The sequence below is a fragment of the Edaphobacter modestus genome (assembly GCF_004217555.1).
Taxonomy (GTDB): domain Bacteria; phylum Acidobacteriota; class Terriglobia; order Terriglobales; family Acidobacteriaceae; genus Edaphobacter; species Edaphobacter modestus.
In genome coordinates, this window is sequence record NZ_SHKW01000001.1 from 1927068 (window position 1) to 1945435 (window position 18368).

Genomic DNA, 18368 nt, shown 5'->3' on the forward strand with positions numbered 1-18368 from the left:
ACAAACCGAGTACCCCACCTTCGGCGCAGCTCTATCGCGCCGAAGGTGGGGCAGCCGAACGAAGCTCGAACCGCCTCCCTCAGCCCCTGAATCACTACTTCACCATCGTAGAATCCCATCCATCCACACCCGCAGATCCACATTCGTCTTCTGCTTCTTCGCCGTCATCCGCCGTCAGCAGCTTCTAGCGTCCCCAGGCATTTTCCCTAAGAATGGATAGACCACTTCCTGCTCCGGGTATCTCGTTTGCTCCTTGACACACCTGACCCGCCAGCGACTATCCTCATCCAGAACATATTCCATTGACTTCCAACGGCCTTAGCGGCCCTCTTCCAGCAATGGTCTGACCTGCATTGCGCCGGAGCTTTGATTCATGTCGACGAATCCTGCCATCCGCCCGTCCGATACGGGCTTTACCACCTCCGCTCCAGACAAGTCCAATGTTCGCTGGTTCGTCTGCTTCCTTCTCTTCCTCGCGACGACCATCAACTATATGGACCGCTCGGTCTTCTCCCTCATCGAGCCGCTCCTTCACCTCGACTTCATGGGCTGGGTTCCCGGCATCGACGCCGCGCATCAAACCGTCTACAACCTGAACTACGGCCGCATCCTCATCTGCTTCCAGATCGCCTACGGCATCGGCTTCCTCTTCGCCGGCCGCATCATCGACAGGCTCGGCACCAAGACCGGATACGCCATCGCCATCCTGGTCTGGGCATGCGCCTCCATCAGCCACTCCCTCGTCGGCAGCGTCATGGGCTTCTGCATCGCCCGCATCTTCCTCGGTCTCGGCGAATCCGGAAACTTCCCTGCCGCCATCAAGGCCACCACCGAGTGGTTCCCCTCCGAGGAGCGCGCACTCGCCACCGGCCTCTTCAACTCCGGCTCCAACGCCTCGGCCTTCGTCGCACCTGTTCTTATCGCCGCCGTAACCATGCGCTGGGGATGGAACGCAGCCTTTATCACCACCGGCTCCATGGGCCTTATCTGGTGTGTCATCTGGCTCTTCTTCCCTTACAACAAACTCCGGCGCGGCCTCACCCAGACCCAGGCCGATCTCGCTCCCGTCACCAGGGGCCGTCCCATCTACTCCGTCCTCGTACGCCATCGCGGCTTCTGGGCTTTCTGCATCGGCAAGGGCCTCACCGACCCCATCTGGTGGTTCTATCTCTTCTATCTCCCCAAATTCCTCAATGACAACTACGGTCTCGATCTCAACCACGTCAAATACCCGCTCATCGTCATCTACACCGTCGCCAGCGTCGGCTCCATCGCAGGCGGCTGGCTCTCCGGCTTCCGCATGAAGCACGGACACAGCGTCAATTCCGGCCGCAAGTTCGCCATGCTCGTCTGCGCCGTCTGCGTTCTGCCCATCATGCTCGTGCCCCACATGCACGACCTCTTCCCCAATAATGCCTGGCCCGCCATCGCCCTCTTCTGCCTCGCCACCGCGGCTCACCAGGGCTGGTCCGCCAATCTCTTCTCCACCCCGACAGACATGTTCCCCTCCACCAGCGTAAGCACAGTCGTCGGAATCGGAGGAACTGCAGGGGCCATCGGCGGAGCCATCTTCACCTGGATCGTCTCCCACTACTTCTCTCTCCACCCTCTGCCCATCTTCGCCATGGCCGGTTTCGCCTATGTCACCGCCCTGCTGATCTTCCAGCTGCTCGTTCCACGTCTGGGCGAGCCCCGCACCGCCTGATCTCAGGGGAGGCATAGACCACATCAGAGACGAACAGCATTCTGAGCCACAGCCCCTCACTGCCGTCACCCTGGGCCGCAGCGTCACCCTGAGCCGCAGCCCCTAACCGCCGTCACCCTAACCGCCGTCACCCTGAGCCACCGCCCCCTTGCCGCCGTCATTCTGAGCCGAAGGCGAAGAATCCCAGCATTTTTTGCAGGATCTCCGCCCCGGATACCGCCGCCACACCTAAGCCCGCTCCGGTACCAGGCCAACCCAGCTCGCATCGAGCTGTTCAGCCTGGCATCGCGGCGACTCAGTTGGAATCAGGCGGATTAGCCTCACATCAGGGTCACCTCTCTCTGGATCACAGTTCTGGCCCTGAAAAAAAGTGTCATCCTGAGCGGAGCCTCCTCGCAGTCTCACCGCGAGGAGGCGAAGTCGAAGGACCTGCGGTTCACCCTCTCCTCGTCCCCTCAAAACACCTGGCTCTGTTTACCTTTCGCTCAGCCGCGCGTCGTATCATTACGCCAGCAGTCTGAGAGCATGACCACCCAGACACCAATCCGACTGTTCCTCCTGCTCTGCCTCTCCGCGCCTCTCGCCGGTCAGTCCGCACCCTACGCACACTCCCGTCATTCGCAAATGTCGTCCCCACCGCCCCAGCAGACACAAGCTCCGTCCCCACAGACACCAGCCCCGTCCCCACCACCTTCGCAGACACCCGCCGCGTCCACGCAGCTTCCATCCACCGCCCCCACGGCATCGCTTGCACCGTCGCAGCCTGCCCCTGCCCCCACGGCGGCCCCACCACCACCGCCGCTTCCCCCCGCGAATCACGCCAGAATCACCTATCTCGACCACCAGCTCACCGTCACCGCCGATAACTCCAGCCTCAATCAGATCCTCCATGAGGTCTCCCAGCTCGTCGGAATCACCATCACCGGTGGCGTCGCCGAAGAGCGGGTCTTCGGCAGCTACGGCCCCACCAGCCCCTCTCAGATCCTCGATCAGCTCCTCGACGGAACCGCAAGCAACATGCTCTTCATCTCGAGCACCGAAGACCAACCGGCTCAGCTCATCCTCACGCCGCGCCGAGGCGGCCCGACTCCTCCCAGCCCCAGCTCCATGAGCTTCAACGAACGCGCCGACTCGGACGACCCACCGATGAATCCACCCGAACCCCCATCCGAGTCGGAGTCAGTCGCCACCCCGCAACAGCCCGCTCCGCCCACACCAGCGGCCACCCCGGCGGCCGCACCAGCGGCGACCCCAGCAACCTCACCCAGCGGAACTCCACAGGATCCCGCCAGCTCCGATCCCAATGCTGTCAAGACGCCCCAACAGATCTACGACCAGCTCATGAAACTCCGGCAACAGCAGTAATCCAGGTAGCAACTCCTACCCTCCGGCACCCATCATCGGCGTGAACCGCTTGCCTCCCCAAAAACCTCTCCACACGGACGTCATCACCCCACACGCCCATCATCAAAATCTCCCCCACACGGGGTCATTCTGAGCCGAAGGCGAAGAATCCCAGTATCTCTTTGCAGGATCTCCCCCAAATGGATACGGCTGCCATCCCCTGAATCTCGCTTCCGTATCCAGACAAGCAACGAAAGCTCGAACCATACTTACCGTTCCAGCTTCAGCCAAACCTCCCAAAATCCTGTCAACCCCCAAACCCACCGAAACACAACAAAACAAACCACATCCAAATGCCGATTAGATTTCTTCCCCTTGCTAAAATAGAACCAGCAAAAGAAAACCCCGGAAACCCGGGGCTTTCTTTAAGTCCTTATTTTCCAATATTTTGCCCCATAAGCCATCTATTTTGAATATTTTACAAGGACAACTCAACGTAAAATAAACAAAACAAACAAGTTATAAAGATGGATGAAGGGGGGGTACTAGCTCTCTGCGACCCGGTTCGGCGCAACCACGGTCCGCGCCTGTCTCTCCGCGGCTACCTGCCGGGCATGGATCCGGAAAAGACGAAACATGGTCATGCAGATCCCATGGGCTGCCAGCACACCCACGGCCAGCGAAGCCAGCACCGCAGAGATAAGAACGATCGACGAATTCACTGCCACTCCTGAATCATTTCCTCTGGTTATTGTCCCAGACTCAGGCCCGATTACAATGCCCTGCACGCTGATCGATAGTATGTTTTCGGGTACATTGGCCCATTTTGGATCAGCTCCGGTCCCACTCCGCTCCCCTGCACGCCAGAGCCCGGATGCCGTATCCTAGATGCTTGGCCATAAAGCCTGACCTACCGTCTATGGGCACGACGCAAACATCCTCCCGGCCTCCTAAGGGCATCACGCATATCACCGTGCGCGGCGCGCGGCAACATAACCTGCGCAACGTCTCGGTCTCCATCCCGCGCAATACGCTGACTGTCGTCACCGGACTCTCCGGCTCCGGCAAATCCTCGCTCGCCTTCGACACCATCTACGCCGAAGGCCAGCGCCGCTACGTCGAAACGCTCTCCGCCTACGCGCGCCAGTTCCTCGACCAGATGGAGCGGCCCGACGTCGACTCCATCGATGGCTTAAGCCCCGCCATCTCCATCGAGCAGAAGACCACCTCGCGCTCCCCTCGCTCCACCGTCGGGACCATCACCGAGATCTACGACTACCTCCGACTTCTCTACGCCTCCGTCGGCCAGCCGCACTGCCCCAACTGCGGCCGCACCATCTCGCGCCAGTCCGCCGACCAGATCGTCGAGCGAATCGTCTCCCTCTCCCCCGGCGAACGCATCACCATCTACGCTCCCATCGTCCGCGGCCGCAAAGGCGAGTTCCGCGATGAGCTCGAGGCGATCGACAAGCAGGGCTTCCGCGTCCGCATCGACGGCGAGCTGACCGAGATCACCGAAGGCATGCGCCTCGAGAAGCGTAAGAACCACACCGTCGAGGCCATCGTCGACCGCATCATCCTCAAGCCGCTGCCGCCGGAAAACGCGAACGCCGCACTGGCAGGTTCACCGAAGTACGACACGCGCCGCCTCGAAGCCGCCGTCGCCAAAGCGCTGCAGATGGCCAGCGGCCTCGTCCTCATCGGCATCCAGGACCCGGTCACCCGCAAGCAGGAGGAGACTCTCTACTCCTCCTCGATGGCCTGTCCGGACTGCGGCATCAACGTCCCCAAGCTCGAGCCGCGCAGCTTCTCCTTCAACTCCGCCTACGGAGCCTGCCCCGAGTGCCACGGCCTTGGATCCATCTACGACTTCGATCCCGCCAAGACCATCACCGACTGGTCCAAGCCCCTGATCGACGGAGCCATGGGACCCGGATCGGCCTCACAGTATCTTCTGCGGCTCATCAAGCTCGCCGCGGAAAAGTACAAGATCGACATCCGCAAGCCCTTCGATCAACTCACCAGCGAGCAGCAGAACCTCTTCCTCTACGGCCCTCCCAAGGGCGAGGCCGGACGAACGGGCTTTCACGGCATCTTCGCCTACCTCCGCGCCAATCTCGAGGATTCAAAGTCCGAAGGGTATCGCGAGTACATGATGCAGTACATGTCCGCGACCACATGCCCGCGCTGCCACGGCAAGCGTCTGCGGCCCGAATCGCTCGCGGTCACCGTCAACAACGAGAGCATCGCTGACTTCACCGGGCTGTCTCTCGAAAGGGCGCTCGAGCATGCCCGCCAGATGAACTTCACCGGCCGCGATCGCATCATCGCCGACCGCCTGCAGCGTGAGGTCATCGAGCGACTGGAGTTCCTGAACGCCGTCGGCCTCGGCTATCTGTCTCTCGATCGCTCAGCCGCGACTCTCTCCGGAGGAGAAGGCCAGCGCATCCGCCTCGCAACCCAGATCGGCTCGCGCCTTCGCGGCGTCCTCTATGTCCTCGACGAGCCCTCCATCGGCCTGCACCAGCGTGACAACCAGCGCCTCATCCAGGCGCTCGAGAGCCTGCGCGACCTCGGCAACACCGTCCTCGTCGTCGAGCACGATGAAGACACCATCCGCAAGGCAGACTACGTCCTCGACCTCGGCCCCGGAGCCGGCAAGAACGGCGGCCACCTGATCGCGGACGGAACACCACAGCAGATTATGGACAACGATGCTTCCATCACCGGAAAGTACCTCGCCGGAAAGATCGACATCGTCACGCGCCCCACTCCCAACCAGGCTCCACGCCCGCTTACCGGCAACTGGATCACCGTCGAGAACGCGCACGCGCACAATCTCAAGGACGTCACCGCCCACTTCCCGCTTGGCGTAATGACCGTCATCACCGGCGTCAGCGGAAGCGGCAAATCTACTCTCGTCAACGACATCCTCTACCGCGCGCTCGCCAAGGAGCTTTACGGCTCACGCGAAGAGCCTGGACAGCACGGCAAGGTGCGCGGAATCTCGCAGCTCGACAAGGTCATCCAGATCGACCAGTCTCCTATCGGCCGCACTCCGCGCTCGAATCCAGCGACCTACACAGGAGTCTTCTCCGCCATCCGCGACATCTTCGCCATGCTGCCCGAGTCGCGCGAGCGCGGCTACAAACCCGGCCGCTTCAGCTTCAACGTGCAGGGAGGGCGCTGCGAGGCCTGCCAGGGCGAAGGCCAGCGGCGCATCGAGATGAACTTCCTGCCCGACGTCTACGTCCTGTGCGAGGTCTGCAACGGCCGCCGCTACAACCAGGAGACCCTCGCCGTAAAGTTCAACGGCTACTCCATCGCCGACCTTCTCGACCTCGCCATCGAGGACGCGCTGCCCATCCTCAAGGACATTCCTACCGTCAACGCCAAGCTGCAGACCCTCGTCGACGTCGGCCTCGGCTACATTCACCTCGGCCAGTCCGCGACCACGCTCTCTGGCGGCGAGGCCCAGCGCATGAAGCTGGCCCGCGAGCTCTCGAAGCGCCAGACCGGCCGCACCCTCTACCTGCTCGACGAACCCACCACCGGCCTTCACTTCGACGACGTCCGCAAGCTTCTCGAGGTGCTGCACCGGCTGACGGATCTGGGAAATACCGTCATGATCATCGAGCACAACCTGGACATCATCCGCAACGCCGACTACATCCTCGATCTCGGCCCTGAGGGAGGGGAAGGCGGCGGACGCATCATCGCCCATGGAACGCCGGAGCAGGTCGCCACCGTGGCCGGTTCCTATACAGCGGAGTTTCTTGCCCGCCACTACGATCCGGCAACACTTGCCAGCCGCAACGGCACCAGCCATGCCGGTCCGCAGCCTGCAAACCTTGGTGCTGCGGCTGATCCCGACAAAAAGCTGAAGTCGAAGTTTGTCGCCCCTGAGAAGAAAACGGGCGTTCCAACCGCGCGCCCGTCTAAACTGGCCGAAGCGGTTGAAAAGCCGCGTTCGAAGAAAGCCGCTCCGGCGACGAAAAAGGTCGCACGACCGAAGAAGAAGACATGAGTCACTCCACCATCCCGCCGCTGCCGGACGAAGTCCCGCGAGTCTTCTCTACGCCGCCGCTGAACCCGGTAGCGGATGATCCCTCTCTCCCACCCAGTAGAACCGCCATTGTCATCGAGGCTCCTCCACCGTCGGAAGCGCCCGGTCCCGGAGTTCCCGCCCGCGTTCCCCACCTTGGTCACGCGCTCCTCTTTGTCTCCTTCGCCGGACTCGTACTTATCCTCACCCAGACCGTTCTCCTGGGGATGACCCATGCAGCCGTGGACGCTCAGAAGATGGTCACAGCTGCCGCGCATCCCAAGCTGCTGGTGGCGGCGATGGCCATCACCTACGTCATCACGCTCCTCGGTTCCTTCTTCGTCTTTCCGCTTCTCTGGCAGCGCAGCTTCGGCAACGGCATCCAGTGGGACTTCAGCACCGCCCGTCGCAATCTCCACAAGCTCATTCCCATCGGCCTGATTACAGGCTTCGCGGTGCAGGCGATCTCTTCGCTCATTCCGGTTCCGAAGTCCATCCCGATGGACAACTTCTTCCGCACACCCTCCGACGTCTGGCTCGTCGCCGCCTTCGGAACCCTGCTCGCTCCCATGTTTGAGGAGATCTGTTTCCGCGGCTTTCTGCTTCCTGCATTTGCCATCGCCTACGATTGGCTCTCGCTGCCCAAAACTCCAGCCGCCCGCGAACGCTGGCATATCACCACCGCGCTTTCCCCTGCATCGCTTGTCTTTGCCGCTATCCTCTCGAGCATCTTCTTTGCTCTTCTTCACGCGGAGCAGCTCGCCCACGCCTGGGCCGCCCTCGGCGTTCTGTTTTTTGTCTCGCTCATCCTGACGCTGGTCCGCATCCGAACGCGCTCGGTGGCCTGCTCGACCGTGGTCCACGCAAGCTACAACTTCTCGGTCTTCCTCACACTTTTCATTGCTACCGGAGGCTTCCGCCACCTCGAACGGATGGCGCGGTAACCCATCATTCCGAATGATGCCGAGTAATTGTAGTGGTGGGTTGCATTAGAAAAGGACGAATTCCCCCACCCCATTGAGCCACTTGTCCGAAATGCCTACTTTTCGGACAAGTGCTAATTCCTGGACTTCAGGGTGGGTTCCTGGATGCTTGCGCAACGATCGGTTCGCTCAAATCATCACAGAGACTCCTTCGCAGAGAAGGCCTTGTGGAATAGTGTCGATAGCCCTACTATCGCCGTAGCGAAGGCCTTCACTAACCCAATGAAACTACAATTGCCTGGTTCTCGTTTGATCGGCAGAGCGCCTTTAGTGGCAACCGTTCTCTCCCTTTTGCTTCTTCATCATGGCTTTCAAAGTCGGGCATGGTCCCAGAATTACCAGAATTACAGGGTGGGTTATCCTTCTGGCCCACTGCCTATCCCCGTGTCCGCAGACGAGTTGAGGAGCGAATTCCAATTAGGCGAACCGGGGCAACGCGAAGATCTGCTCAAACGACTTGGCGTACACCCCGGAATTGCCCACGAGGCATCCGTGGCGACCACCGAGACAACCATCAAAGTTGACAGCCTTGAGGGCAAGAATATGCACGTCCTGTTCTTGCCCTGCACAGGCCCTGGAGTTCCGACAGCCCATCTGTTACTTCTCCGGCCAGTTGCGAAGCAGGGCTGGCGCGTGGCTGAGAACGTGCCACTTGATTGCTGGTACGGGGACGCAACCTATGAACTGCTTTCAATTCCCGGACACGTCCAGCAAGCCGTGTTGGCCCATCATGTCAACCTTGGCCACGGCTCCGGCTATGTACAGAACGATATGCTGCTGCTGTTCGCCGTGGATACCGGACATCTGTCCACAGTTCTCAGAACCGCTGAGTACAGCAAGCAAACAAGCCTCCCAGAGGACAAGACCGTCGAACAGCAAAGCACGCTTCAGCCATTCCCAGATGGCAGTTTAGAAGAGACACGCGCGACAACTTTTCTCGAGGGAGAGAATGGGGTGGAGAAGCGCCTGATCCGCATTGAACGCCGTCGTTGGAGCTGGGATAAAACATCTCAAAGTTTCGTCTCAGGAGAGTTCACATCTGTGACAGATTAGACGGCACAGGTGCTTTCATACTCGCCGGGTGCCCCACATCTCGATTTTGAGATGTGGGTTCATTCGAGCTTCAACTCGAACCCGCCTCGCTCAAGGGCACGGCTTCAGCCGTGCCGCAATCACCCCGCCAGAAACGCGGCTTCGTCCGCTGAGGTGCTCTTTCCTCCCCTTCGTGAACTCAATCCGCTTTCTTGTAAGACAAGCTATAAGCAACCGGACTAGAAAGCCTGCCACTTGTCAACGTAACCTTCAGTGTCACCGTCTTCCCATCCTTCGAGAGCGTGTACTCGTTTTCGCGCCTGCCGTCGTCCGATACAAAAACCTGCGAGATTCGGTCAGCCGCAAGCACCTGCGTCAGTGTGCTGTGCTTGCCGTTGTACACATAGTCGACTGGCTCTCCCTTATCCCCGGAGACCATCTCCGGACGAGCCTCCGGACGAACAACGATCTTCCCCGGCTCAAACGAGAAGCTATAGAAACCCAAAATCTGTGTCGTCGCCGAGACGCGGTTTCGCGCCGTAGATCGAGTGACAAAAGAAAACCCTTCGACCGCATGATCAATCGCCGCCCTCCGCGCCTCTTCCCCCTGCGCGCTCCCCGCATAACGATACGTCCCGGTAAACCGCGCCTGCTGGTCGCTTGACGCCGCAGACTTCGCCGAATCATTCGCTGCAGCTTGTACCCCTCCGCCGATTGCGAACCCACCCACAGCGCAAAGAAACAGAGGGACGATCATAAAATCTCGGCATAGGCGCATGATCTTCTCCGTTTGCTCAGGGTTGAACTGCTAGTGAGAGTAAGACCGCCGAGTTACTTCAGCGGATACAGCTTCATATCCCGAAAGTAAAGTTCCGCCCCTTCGGACTGAAACAGAATCTTCCCGCTCGTCGGCGACGGATTCATCCCCTCATTCACCAGCTTTCCATTCACATACTGCTTCACGTCGTTCCCCTGGATCACGAGCTCCACGACATTCCACTCCCCATGAGGCTTCTCCACCTCTCCCACTGGATCGCGAAAACCCACGACATTCTCCGACGGCCCCTTGCCGAAGCGATCGATCTTCATCGCCTTCCCCGCCGGCCCTTCCACCCGAACGCCGTCCTTGCCGGTCAGCGCCGCCCCATCGGTCATCCAGAAGTCTCCCGTGCCGCCCTCCATAATCTGGAACTCCAGCGACCGCGGCCACACCTTCTGCTCTCCCTGGATGTCATAGAGAATCCCGCTATCCCGCGCCTTCCCCTCGCGCGACCCATACGTCCCCTCTCCCCACTTGAACTCCGCCCGCAGATAGTAGTTCTGATACTCCTTCTTCGTGATGATGTAGCCCATGTCTTTGCCCGAGACGTGAATCACTCCGTTCTCCACCTGGAAGACATGATCCGGATCGTCGTTCAGTCCCTTGCTCTTCAGAAACACATCGAAGTTGTTCAGGGTCTTCCCATCGAACAGAACCACCGCGGCCTTATGTGCCGGTATCGCAGGCGTCTGCGCCAGCGCCTCATTCTTCATGCCCGAACACGCAACCAACGCAAATACCACAAGTGTCGAAACATCTCTTCCCTTCAAAGCCATGGACCCCCTCAGATCGTCGATAAGACTCATCGCCCAGCCGGATCAGACCGGAACACGATCATCATAGCCTTTTGTGACCAGCGAGATACGTTTCGTTTCCCTCTGTAAATGATCGGGCCTGATGTTCTGGGGCCTCGAAGGATGATAGGCTCATGACGTTTCATTTTGCCGTTGCCTCTGGGTACGCAAGCCTCCAGGCTCGGCCATCCCTCTAGACTCCTAAAAGCAGGGGCTTCAGCCTCTGGGATATGCATCGGAGACTCACCATGCGATTCATGATCCTCCGCAGATCCGACGCCAACATGGAAGCCGGAGCCCTCACCGACAAGGCCCTCCTCGCAGCCGTCGGCCGCTACTACCAGGACATGCGCGACGCCGGCGTCCTCCTCGCCGGCGAATGGCTCCGCCCCACGGCTAAGTCCGCACGCATCGTCGCCTCTCAGGGCAGGCAGACCGTCGTCGATGGCCCGTTCACCGAGCTCAAAGAACTCATCGCCGGCTTCATCCTCATCGAGGTCCCCTCCCTCGAAGAGGCCATCCGCTGGGCCCGCCGATGCCCCACACTCACCGGCAGCTTCGACGCCCAGGCCGAGGTTCGCCAGGTCGTCGAAGCCTCCGACTTCCCCGCCGACTACGCCCAGGAACTGACCCTCCACGCCTCAAAGACCATGGCCGCCGACGCCGAAGAACTCCTCCGGACACAAACCGCAGCCATTCAATAGGTTTCCGCTACTAGGTCCGTCTCCACATGGAGCGGCGGCAGAGGAAATCCCTCCTCGTCACGGGGTTCGCACGCCTGAAGTCTCTCCGCGAAAAATAATTTAAAAATTTCAACGTTTGTGTCGATTCTGTTCGTTCCCGTTCGACGTACATGTAGAGCGGCAGAAAAACCGCTCCCAAAAACACGAAGGAGCAGACACATGCAGATCCAGCCGTATCTCTTCTATAAAGGCGATTGCGAAGAAGCCTTCAAATTCTACGAGCGCGTCCTCAATGGCAAGATTGACGCCCTGCTCCCCCACGCCGGAACTCCCGCTGAACAGAACACCCCGCCCGAGTGGCGCGACAAGATCATGCACGCCCGTCTTACGGTCGGCGAGGCTGTCCTGATGGCCTCCGATGCTCCTCCTGAGCACTACAGCGCTCCCGGAGGATTCTCCGTCAGTCTTCAGATTGATGAAGTCTCCAAAGCTGAGCGCGTCTACAACGAGCTCTCCGCCGGGGGCAAGATTACGCTGGCCTTGCAGCAGACCTTCTGGGCAACACGATTCGGAATGTTTACGGATCGGTTTGGCATTCCCTGGATGATCAACTGCAACCAGCCCACGGCCTGAACCAGCCCTGAAATACAGAGCGGAACAACGAAGGAGTTCTTTCGAATGCGATTTCTCATGCTTTATCGTCCCTCCGATGCAGCCAGCGTAGAAGCCGGTGTTCCTCCCACGCCCGAGATGATGGCCCGGATGGGCACCCTCATCCAAAAGAAGATCGAAGAAGGCAAATTGCTCTCGACCGAAGGCTGCGCTGCCACCAGCAAGGGAGCGAAGGTGCAGTTGTCCAAGGGAAAGCTAAGCGTAACGGACGGCCCTTTCTCCGAAGCGAAAGAGCTGATCGCGGGCTTTGCTCTCTTCCGTGTCAACTCGAAGCAAGAGGCCATCGCGGAGGCGCGTGAGTTCCTCGATGTCGCCGGGGATGGGGAGGTGGAGATTCGCCTCGTCCACGATTCAGACAACTGCATTGAATCCGTCAAACTGAGCCACCAGGCCTAAGGAGCAACCCATGCGATTCATGATGTTGATGATTCCCAAAGGCTACGAGAGCGCCCAGCCAGGAGAGATGCCGAGCGCAGAAGCCGTAGCGGCGATGATGAAGTACAACGAATCCCTCAAAAAGGCCGGCGTGCTGCTCGCGCTCGACGGCCTTCATCCGCCTTCCATGGGGGCACGCGTAAGCTTTCCTGACGGAAGGCCACACGTCACCGACGGTCCTTTTGCAGAGGTCAAAGAGGTTCTGGGCGGCTACTGGATGATCCAGGTTCGATCGCGCGAAGAGGCGATCGAGTGGGCCAAACGCTGCCCCGCCTCTGCAAACGAAGTCATTGAAATTCGCCAGGTCCAGGAGCTCGCCGATTTTCCAGCCGACGTCCAAAAAGCCGCAGCGGGCTTCACAGAAATGCAGCCGCACAGCAAAAAAGCATCCTGACCCACGACAAACCAGTACCACTTATTCGAGAAAGGAAACTAAATCCAATGCGATTCATGATCATCATCAAGGCCACTCCCAGCTCCGAGGATGGAACACCACCGGACGAAAAACTGCTCACGGAGATGGGCAAATTCAACGAGGAACTCGTCGCCGCGGGCATCATGCTCGCGGGCGAGGGGCTCCAGGCCAGCTCAAAAGGTGCGCGCGTTCGCTTCAGTGGCGACAAACGCACCGTAGTCGACGGTCCCTTCTCCGAGACGAAAGAACTGATCGCCGGCTTCTGGATATGGCAGTGCAAGTCGAAGGAAGAGGCCATTGAATGGGTAAAGCGCTGCCCCAATCCCTTCAATGAAGAGAGCGAGATCGAGATCCGCCAGGTCTTCGAACTCGAGGACTTCGGCCCCGAGCTTCCCGCCGAGGTACGCGAGAGCGAAGAACGTCTCCGTGCCGAGCTCGCCTCCCGCCAGAAGTAAGCTTGATCCGCCCACGTCAGCCGCCGCGGCGCTGTCCAACGCCGCGGCCTGCCAAATCGAATACAGAGAGAAGATCGAACATGACAGTCGACATTCAAGCCGCCCCATCCAAGACCCGGCTCTACACCGGCTACACCTTTACTACGCTCGCCGTCCTGTTCCTCCTGCTGGACGCGGGGATGAAGTTCACCACCGACCCGCACGTTGTCCAGGCGCAGGCTCAACTCGGCTTCCCCATGCGGCTCCTGCCGGGCATCGGGGTCCTCGAGCTAGTCTCGATCGGGTTATACGTCATTCCAGCAACATCGGTGCTCGGCGCATTGATGCTCACGGGCCATCTCGGCGGCGCCATCGCGCTGCACCTACGCGTCGACAACCCACTCTTCACGCACACCCTCTTCCCCATCTACATCGCTCTCTTTATCTGGGGAGGCATCTGGCTGCGCGACCGGAGCCTTCGCGATCTCTTTCCTGTGACCCACCGCTCAACCGCAGTTATACCCAACCCATCCAAAAAGCTACTTCGGACTGGCTATGTGCTCACAGCGATCTCGGCTCTCTTCATTCTCTTCACCGCTGCGATGAAGTTCATCTATACGCCCCCGGCAGGCGCTCCACCACCAACCTTCCCTCTTCATCACATTCATCATCTTGCCTTCCTCGAGATTGCCTGCACCGCGTTGTATCTGTTTCCAGCCACATCGTTCCTCGGGGCCGTTTTGATGACCGGCTATCTTGGCGGGGCCACAGCCATCAACCTTCGTGGTGGTGAATCCATTGGCGCAAGCCTGATTCCCGCCCTCGTCGGAGTTGTCGTCTGGGCCGGTCTCTGGCTTCGCGAACTGCGTATCCGCCAACTCTTCCCGATTCGCTCTGCCTCGTCTCGCTAACGGAGATGAGGCATCAGCTTGAGAGCATTCTCGCGGTAGACCTTGCGCAGAACGTCATCCGGTAGATAGAGCCCGTAGATGTTCCACCGTCCCTGCCGCGATGCATGCGATGGATATTCGAAGTATTCGTCGGCAGTCTCCAGAAAGCGGAAGTAAAGCCGATACATCGCGTCATCGGGCAGCAGGTCGGTGCCGAACAAGATGCGGTCCGCGTACTTCAGGAAGAACTCGCGCGCGCTGTAGGGCTGCCGTCCCAGCTCCGGGGTCCGCGCGCTGATGTCGACCTGCAGATTCGGCAATGCGTCGAGCTGCTGCGCCAAAAAGCGCAGATCCTCCGAAGACTCCGCGCAGTGCGCTCCAACGAAGGTCACCTCCGGATGGCGAGCGATCACGCGGTTACGCTGCTCCAGCAGCTCGCGCTTCGACACGGGCGAATCGTGGAAGCTCCAGTCCGGATGCGCCGCCAGCTCTTCGTACCGCTCATTGCACTCATCGATCGGCTGGAAGAAAGCCGTTGGATCGGCGGTGTGAAACATGACCGGAAGCCCGAGCTCTCCACATGCCGCGAAGATCGGCGCGAAACGCTCGTCATCAATCCGCAGCAGCGAGCCATTGGCATCCCGCAGGGTCAGGCCGAGATCCTTCCAGAACTTGATGCCGCAGGCCCCATGATCCACGAGCCGCTTCAGCCGATCGATCGTGACTTCGGCGAAGTCGCTGCGATCCACGCCATTCCAGTCCATCCAGCCGATCGAGGAGAACCGCCCCGGGGCCGCGCGATGGAAGCGATCCATCGTCTCCAACGCCGCCTGCCCTACCTGCATCGTGATGTTCACCACGTGTTCCACGCCGCAGCGATCCATGATGGCAAGCACGTCCCGCGGCTCGGTGGAGTCCAGGTGATTGTGATAATCGATCGCCGGATACTTTGGCTTCAAGACAGCATGCTCGTCCAACGCCAGCGAGGATCGCGGGCGAAAGTCGCTCAGCCGCAGATCGACTTCAGCCGTGGCCGTCACCATATCGACAAACTTATCGTTCAGATCCGTCTTCTTCATTGAGCGCAGCGTCTTCCCCGTAAGATAGCTTCCCGAAAGATAATGAACCGGGCCCTCTGCGTCAAAAAAGTGACCGCATCCTCCTGCCACGCATCCAAGCAATGTCTGCGTGTAAAGAAGATGTAGGATAGACCCCACCAGAAACGACCATGAAAAAGAGAACGACACAGATTGAAAGAAAGGCCGGTCCGATGTTGATTGAGGAACGGCGGCAGCACGTGCTGAGCCAGATCCATAAGAACGGCCGAGTGCTTGTCGCTGAACTCTCTGACTCCCTTAGCACTTCACGGATCACCATCCGCAAAGATCTCGACAATCTCGAAGCCCGGGGACTGCTCCAGCGAACACATGGAGGAGCGCTCGCTCCGCAGGCAACCTCGTTGATGGACCCTACGCTCAAGGAGAAACAGCGTCAGCGACTCAAGGAAAAGCTACGGATCGCCGAAGCAGCCGCGAAACTCGTGCACGACGGTCAGTGCGTCCTTCTTGACTCCGGCACCACGACGACAGCAGTCGCACAGGCTCTGCGCCGCTTCAACTCCCTGACGGTGATTACGAACGCGGTCAATATTGCCACTGAGCTCGCCAGCACCAACTTCGAGGTGATTCTCATCGGCGGCACCATGCGTAAAAACTCCTTCTCCCTGGTGGGCCCCCTGGCGGAGGAGATGCTGGGCGAGATTCACGCAGACATTCTTTTTCTTGGTGTGGATGGCTTCGATCCAGCTGTCGGAGTTACCACGCCAAACGTCCTTGAATCGAGGGTCAATCGCGCGATGGTCAAGGCATCCCGGCGAGTGGTCGCGGTGTGCGACTCCACGAAGTTCGATCGCCGAAGTCTGGCGCTCATCGTTCCACCTTCGGCAATCCACACCGTCATCACGGATCGTCAGATTTCAGAAAAGGATTACGAATCGCTTCGCAGTTCGGGCATTGACGTAATTCGCGCATGAGACCGACCGGCACGTTTCGCTGTTATTGTTTTCTTTCGTTTTATTTCTAATATCATGGCAGTATCGGTCGGACACCGCCCGAAGGAAGGTCTTCTTATGCATGAGAATGTTTGGACGCTGCGCGAGATTCAAAGCCAGCCACAGGTCTGGAATGAATGTCTCGGGATGCTGCAACAGACAGATCTCAGCGGACTGGTGGCGGGACGCGAGCCGGAAAGAGCGGAGTGGATCTTCATCGGCTGCGGAACCAGCTTTTATCTTGCTCAAGCCGCAGCATCCAGTCTCAACCTGCTTCTCGGCGTTTCCGCACGAGCGATCCCGGCATCGGAGTTCCTCCTGTTCCCCACGCTGGTCGTACCCCACGACCGCAAATCCTATTTCCCGGTACTGATCTCCCGTTCGGGCCACACCTCGGAGGTTCTGCAGGTAGCCCGACATCTTCAGTCCCAGGGCATCTCGTTTCTCGCCGTCACCTGCGACGGCCGTGAACTTACGGACATGACGCCTCGCGTGCTCAGGATGCCCGTCGTCGAGAAGAGCACCGTGATGACCTCCTCGTTCACGTCCATGCTGCTCGGGCTTCAATATCTGGCCGCAACGCTCGCGGGCAAGACGCAGTTTCTTGATTCTCTGAAGACACTCCCAGCCGAGCTGAACCGCCTGCTCGAGATCTACACCCCCAGGATCGAGAGCTTCGCGCAAATCGATGTGGAGGACGTTGCGTTTCTCGGGCAAGGAGCGCTCTATCCCATCGCATCGGAGACAGCGCTGAAGGTGATGGAAACCTCCTGCACCTATGCGCAGTATTTCCATACACTCGAATTCCGCCACGGCCCCAAATCCATCGTGGGCCCGAAGACCCTGGTTGGCGCACTGCTTTCAGAGACAGGCTACGAGCAGGAAGCGGCTGTGCTGCGTGAGATGAAAGAACTCGACGCCTATACCATGGCGGTCGCAAACACGGCCTCGCCTGCCCTGCGCAACACCGCGGATCTGCTGATTGAGCTTGGCCTTTCCGTACCGGAGCTTGCCCGCATCGCCGTCTACGTCGTCTGGGGTCAGCTCTTCGGCAGCTACCGCGGCCTTGCCAAAGGCCTCGATCCAGATAATCCCAGGAACCTGAGCCGCGTGGTAACGATCTAAACCCGGAATGAAGACCTTCGACGTTACGATTGCGGGCGATATCAACCTTGACCTTATCCTCTATGGTCTGCCTGCGCAGATGCCTGAAGAGCGCGAGCTTCTGGCAGACGACTTCAAGCTGACGCTCGGAGGTTCCTCCGCAATTCTGGCGCACAATCTTGCGGCGCTGGGGTGCAAGGTGGGTCTCATCGGCAAGGTCGGACACGATGAGATGGGCAGCATCGCACTCGGGCGTCTGCGACAGGCAGGCGTCGATCTCTCTCGATGCATCGAGGCAGTCGATGCCACACAGACCGGCGTCACTGTTCTTTTACATCACGGCGCGAGCCGGCACATCCTCACCTACCTGGGAACAATGGCCGAACTGGGTGCGGAAGACCTCGATGTCCAGTATCTTGCCGATTCGAAGCACTTCCATATCTCGTCCTTCTTTCTGCAGAAGGCCCTGCAAAAGGGACTTCCGGAGCTCTGCCGAAGCCTTCGCTCCCACGGCTTGACCGTCTCTCTCGATACCAACGACGATCCGGACAATCGATGGGGAGATGCATTCTCTTCGATGCTTCCAGTCATCGACATTCTTCTGCCCAACGAAGCAGAAGCCAGGCGAATGGCTCGGCACGACGATCTCAGCGAGGCCATCGACTGGCTCGCGCAGCGTGTCCCGATCGTCGCGGTAAAGTGCGGCTCCCGCGGCGCCATCGTGCAGCAGCAGAGACAACGATGGGAGATTCCGCCCGCAACCGCATCTCCCGTCGATACGATCGGCGCGGGCGACAGTTTCAACGCGGGCTTCCTCTCCCGCTTCGTCCAGGGAGAGTCTCTCGAAGCCTGCGCAGCCATGGGGAACCTGGCCGCGGCAATCTCCACTTTGAAGCCTGGGGGAACAGAATCATTCCGAGATCCTGAGCTTCTTCAGCGGCTTCGGCGGGGTGAGGGGTAGC

Annotated in this window: 18 protein-coding genes; 14 read left to right on the plus strand and 4 right to left on the minus strand. The window is 59.6% G+C overall.

The features are described from left to right. Positions 1-373 precede the first annotated feature (373 nt). Both BDD14_RS07960 and BDD14_RS07965 read left to right on the plus strand, forming a co-directional pair. Positions 374-1705, plus strand: coding sequence for an MFS transporter (locus tag BDD14_RS07960; protein ID WP_130418330.1), 1332 nt, complete (start codon positions 374-376; stop codon positions 1703-1705). A 525-nt stretch (positions 1706-2230) separates the two neighbouring features. After that, positions 2231-3070, plus strand: coding sequence for a hypothetical protein (locus BDD14_RS07965; RefSeq protein ID WP_130418331.1), 840 nt, complete (start codon positions 2231-2233; stop codon positions 3068-3070). Positions 3071-3594: 524 nt separating this feature from the next. Here BDD14_RS07965 and BDD14_RS31675 read toward each other — a convergent pair. Further along, positions 3595-3771 (minus strand): hypothetical protein, encoded by a 177-nt coding sequence (locus BDD14_RS31675; protein WP_165419977.1) that lies wholly within the window; start codon positions 3769-3771, stop codon positions 3595-3597. A gap of 197 nt (positions 3772-3968) precedes the next feature. Here BDD14_RS31675 and uvrA point away from each other — a divergent pair, with 197 nt between their 5' ends. From uvrA to BDD14_RS07980, 3 genes are all read left to right on the plus strand, one after another. Next, positions 3969-7076, plus strand: coding sequence for an excinuclease ABC subunit UvrA (uvrA, locus tag BDD14_RS07970; protein ID WP_130418332.1), 3108 nt, complete (start codon positions 3969-3971; stop codon positions 7074-7076). Continuing rightward, positions 7073-8038: a CPBP family intramembrane glutamic endopeptidase gene (locus tag BDD14_RS07975; protein ID WP_130418333.1), complete on the plus strand. Its 966-nt coding sequence runs from the start codon at positions 7073-7075 to the stop codon at positions 8036-8038. The genes uvrA and BDD14_RS07975 overlap by 4 nt, the downstream gene beginning before the upstream one ends. A gap of 204 nt (positions 8039-8242) precedes the next feature. Then, entirely contained in the window at positions 8243-9130 is an 888-nt protein-coding gene (locus BDD14_RS07980) for a hypothetical protein (RefSeq protein ID WP_130418334.1), read from the plus strand. Between the two features lie 178 nt (positions 9131-9308). Here BDD14_RS07980 and BDD14_RS07985 read toward each other — a convergent pair whose 3' ends face one another. Together BDD14_RS07985 and BDD14_RS07990 are read right to left on the minus strand one after the other, a co-directional pair. After that, positions 9309-9887: a hypothetical protein gene (locus tag BDD14_RS07985; protein ID WP_130418335.1), complete on the minus strand. Its 579-nt coding sequence runs from the start codon at positions 9885-9887 to the stop codon at positions 9309-9311. Between the two features lie 53 nt (positions 9888-9940). Next, positions 9941-10705 (minus strand): 3-keto-disaccharide hydrolase, encoded by a 765-nt coding sequence (locus BDD14_RS07990; protein WP_242617819.1) that lies wholly within the window; start codon positions 10703-10705, stop codon positions 9941-9943. A gap of 266 nt (positions 10706-10971) precedes the next feature. Here BDD14_RS07990 and BDD14_RS07995 point away from each other — a divergent pair, with 266 nt between their 5' ends. From BDD14_RS07995 to BDD14_RS08020, 6 genes are all read left to right on the plus strand, one after another. Continuing rightward, positions 10972-11427: a YciI family protein gene (locus BDD14_RS07995; RefSeq protein WP_130418336.1), complete on the plus strand. Its 456-nt coding sequence runs from the start codon at positions 10972-10974 to the stop codon at positions 11425-11427. A gap of 198 nt (positions 11428-11625) precedes the next feature. Further along, the gene (locus tag BDD14_RS08000) at positions 11626-12039 is read left to right on the plus strand and encodes a VOC family protein (RefSeq protein WP_130418337.1); all 414 of its coding nucleotides are present in this window, start codon (positions 11626-11628) and stop codon (positions 12037-12039) included. A 45-nt stretch (positions 12040-12084) separates the two neighbouring features. After that, positions 12085-12474, plus strand: coding sequence for a YciI family protein (locus BDD14_RS08005; protein ID WP_130418338.1), 390 nt, complete (start codon positions 12085-12087; stop codon positions 12472-12474). 10 nt (positions 12475-12484) lie between these two features. Further along, positions 12485-12907: a YciI family protein gene (locus BDD14_RS08010; RefSeq protein ID WP_130418339.1), complete on the plus strand. Its 423-nt coding sequence runs from the start codon at positions 12485-12487 to the stop codon at positions 12905-12907. 47 nt (positions 12908-12954) lie between these two features. Further along, on the plus strand, positions 12955-13383 hold the full coding sequence (locus BDD14_RS08015; protein ID WP_130418340.1) for a YciI family protein: 429 nt from the start codon (positions 12955-12957) through the stop codon (positions 13381-13383). An 80-nt stretch (positions 13384-13463) separates the two neighbouring features. Continuing rightward, a complete protein-coding gene (locus tag BDD14_RS08020; RefSeq protein WP_130418341.1) occupies positions 13464-14273 on the plus strand; it encodes a DoxX family protein in 810 nt (269 codons plus the stop codon). Here BDD14_RS08020 and BDD14_RS08025 read toward each other — a convergent pair. Continuing rightward, complete coding sequence (locus BDD14_RS08025) at positions 14270-15331, minus strand: amidohydrolase family protein (RefSeq protein ID WP_130418342.1); 1062 nt, start codon at positions 15329-15331, stop codon at positions 14270-14272. The two genes, BDD14_RS08020 and BDD14_RS08025, sit on opposite strands and share 4 nt — an antisense overlap. Before the next feature lie 149 nt (positions 15332-15480). On the opposite strand from BDD14_RS08025, the gene agaR reads away from it, so the two are divergent. The 3 genes from agaR to BDD14_RS08040 all read left to right on the plus strand — a co-directional run bounded on the left by agaR (position 15481) and on the right by BDD14_RS08040 (position 18367). Further along, positions 15481-16284 (plus strand): transcriptional repressor AgaR, encoded by an 804-nt coding sequence (gene agaR, locus BDD14_RS08030; RefSeq protein WP_242617820.1) that lies wholly within the window; start codon positions 15481-15483, stop codon positions 16282-16284. 96 nt (positions 16285-16380) lie between these two features. After that, a complete protein-coding gene (locus BDD14_RS08035) occupies positions 16381-17427 on the plus strand; it encodes an SIS domain-containing protein (protein ID WP_165419978.1) in 1047 nt (348 codons plus the stop codon). A 7-nt stretch (positions 17428-17434) separates the two neighbouring features. After that, positions 17435-18367, plus strand: a complete 933-nt coding sequence (locus tag BDD14_RS08040) for a carbohydrate kinase family protein (RefSeq protein ID WP_130418344.1) — start codon at positions 17435-17437, stop codon at positions 18365-18367. Position 18368 lies beyond the last annotated feature (1 nt).

Bases quoted from the DNA above. Each gene is read 5' to 3' on its own strand.
- BDD14_RS07960 (WP_130418330.1), top strand. From the start codon at position 374: ATGTCGACGAATCCTGCCATCCGCCCGTCCGATACGGGCTTTACCACC.
- BDD14_RS07965 (WP_130418331.1), top strand. From the start codon at position 2,231: ATGACCACCCAGACACCAATCCGACTGTTCCTCCTGCTCTGCCTCTCC.
- uvrA (WP_130418332.1), top strand. From the start codon at position 3,969: ATGGGCACGACGCAAACATCCTCCCGGCCTCCTAAGGGCATCACGCAT.
- BDD14_RS07975 (WP_130418333.1), top strand. From the start codon at position 7,073: ATGAGTCACTCCACCATCCCGCCGCTGCCGGACGAAGTCCCGCGAGTC.
- BDD14_RS07985 (WP_130418335.1), bottom strand. From the start codon at position 9,887: ATGCGCCTATGCCGAGATTTTATGATCGTCCCTCTGTTTCTTTGCGCT.
- BDD14_RS07990 (WP_242617819.1), bottom strand. From the start codon at position 10,705: ATGGCTTTGAAGGGAAGAGATGTTTCGACACTTGTGGTATTTGCGTTG.
- BDD14_RS07995 (WP_130418336.1), top strand. From the start codon at position 10,972: ATGCGATTCATGATCCTCCGCAGATCCGACGCCAACATGGAAGCCGGA.
- BDD14_RS08000 (WP_130418337.1), top strand. From the start codon at position 11,626: ATGCAGATCCAGCCGTATCTCTTCTATAAAGGCGATTGCGAAGAAGCC.
- BDD14_RS08005 (WP_130418338.1), top strand. From the start codon at position 12,085: ATGCGATTTCTCATGCTTTATCGTCCCTCCGATGCAGCCAGCGTAGAA.
- BDD14_RS08010 (WP_130418339.1), top strand. From the start codon at position 12,485: ATGCGATTCATGATGTTGATGATTCCCAAAGGCTACGAGAGCGCCCAG.
- BDD14_RS08015 (WP_130418340.1), top strand. From the start codon at position 12,955: ATGCGATTCATGATCATCATCAAGGCCACTCCCAGCTCCGAGGATGGA.
- BDD14_RS08020 (WP_130418341.1), top strand. From the start codon at position 13,464: ATGACAGTCGACATTCAAGCCGCCCCATCCAAGACCCGGCTCTACACC.
- BDD14_RS08025 (WP_130418342.1), bottom strand. From the start codon at position 15,331: ATGAAGAAGACGGATCTGAACGATAAGTTTGTCGATATGGTGACGGCC.
- agaR (WP_242617820.1), top strand. From the start codon at position 15,481: ATGAAAAAGAGAACGACACAGATTGAAAGAAAGGCCGGTCCGATGTTG.
- BDD14_RS08035 (WP_165419978.1), top strand. From the start codon at position 16,381: ATGCATGAGAATGTTTGGACGCTGCGCGAGATTCAAAGCCAGCCACAG.
- BDD14_RS08040 (WP_130418344.1), top strand. From the start codon at position 17,435: ATGAAGACCTTCGACGTTACGATTGCGGGCGATATCAACCTTGACCTT.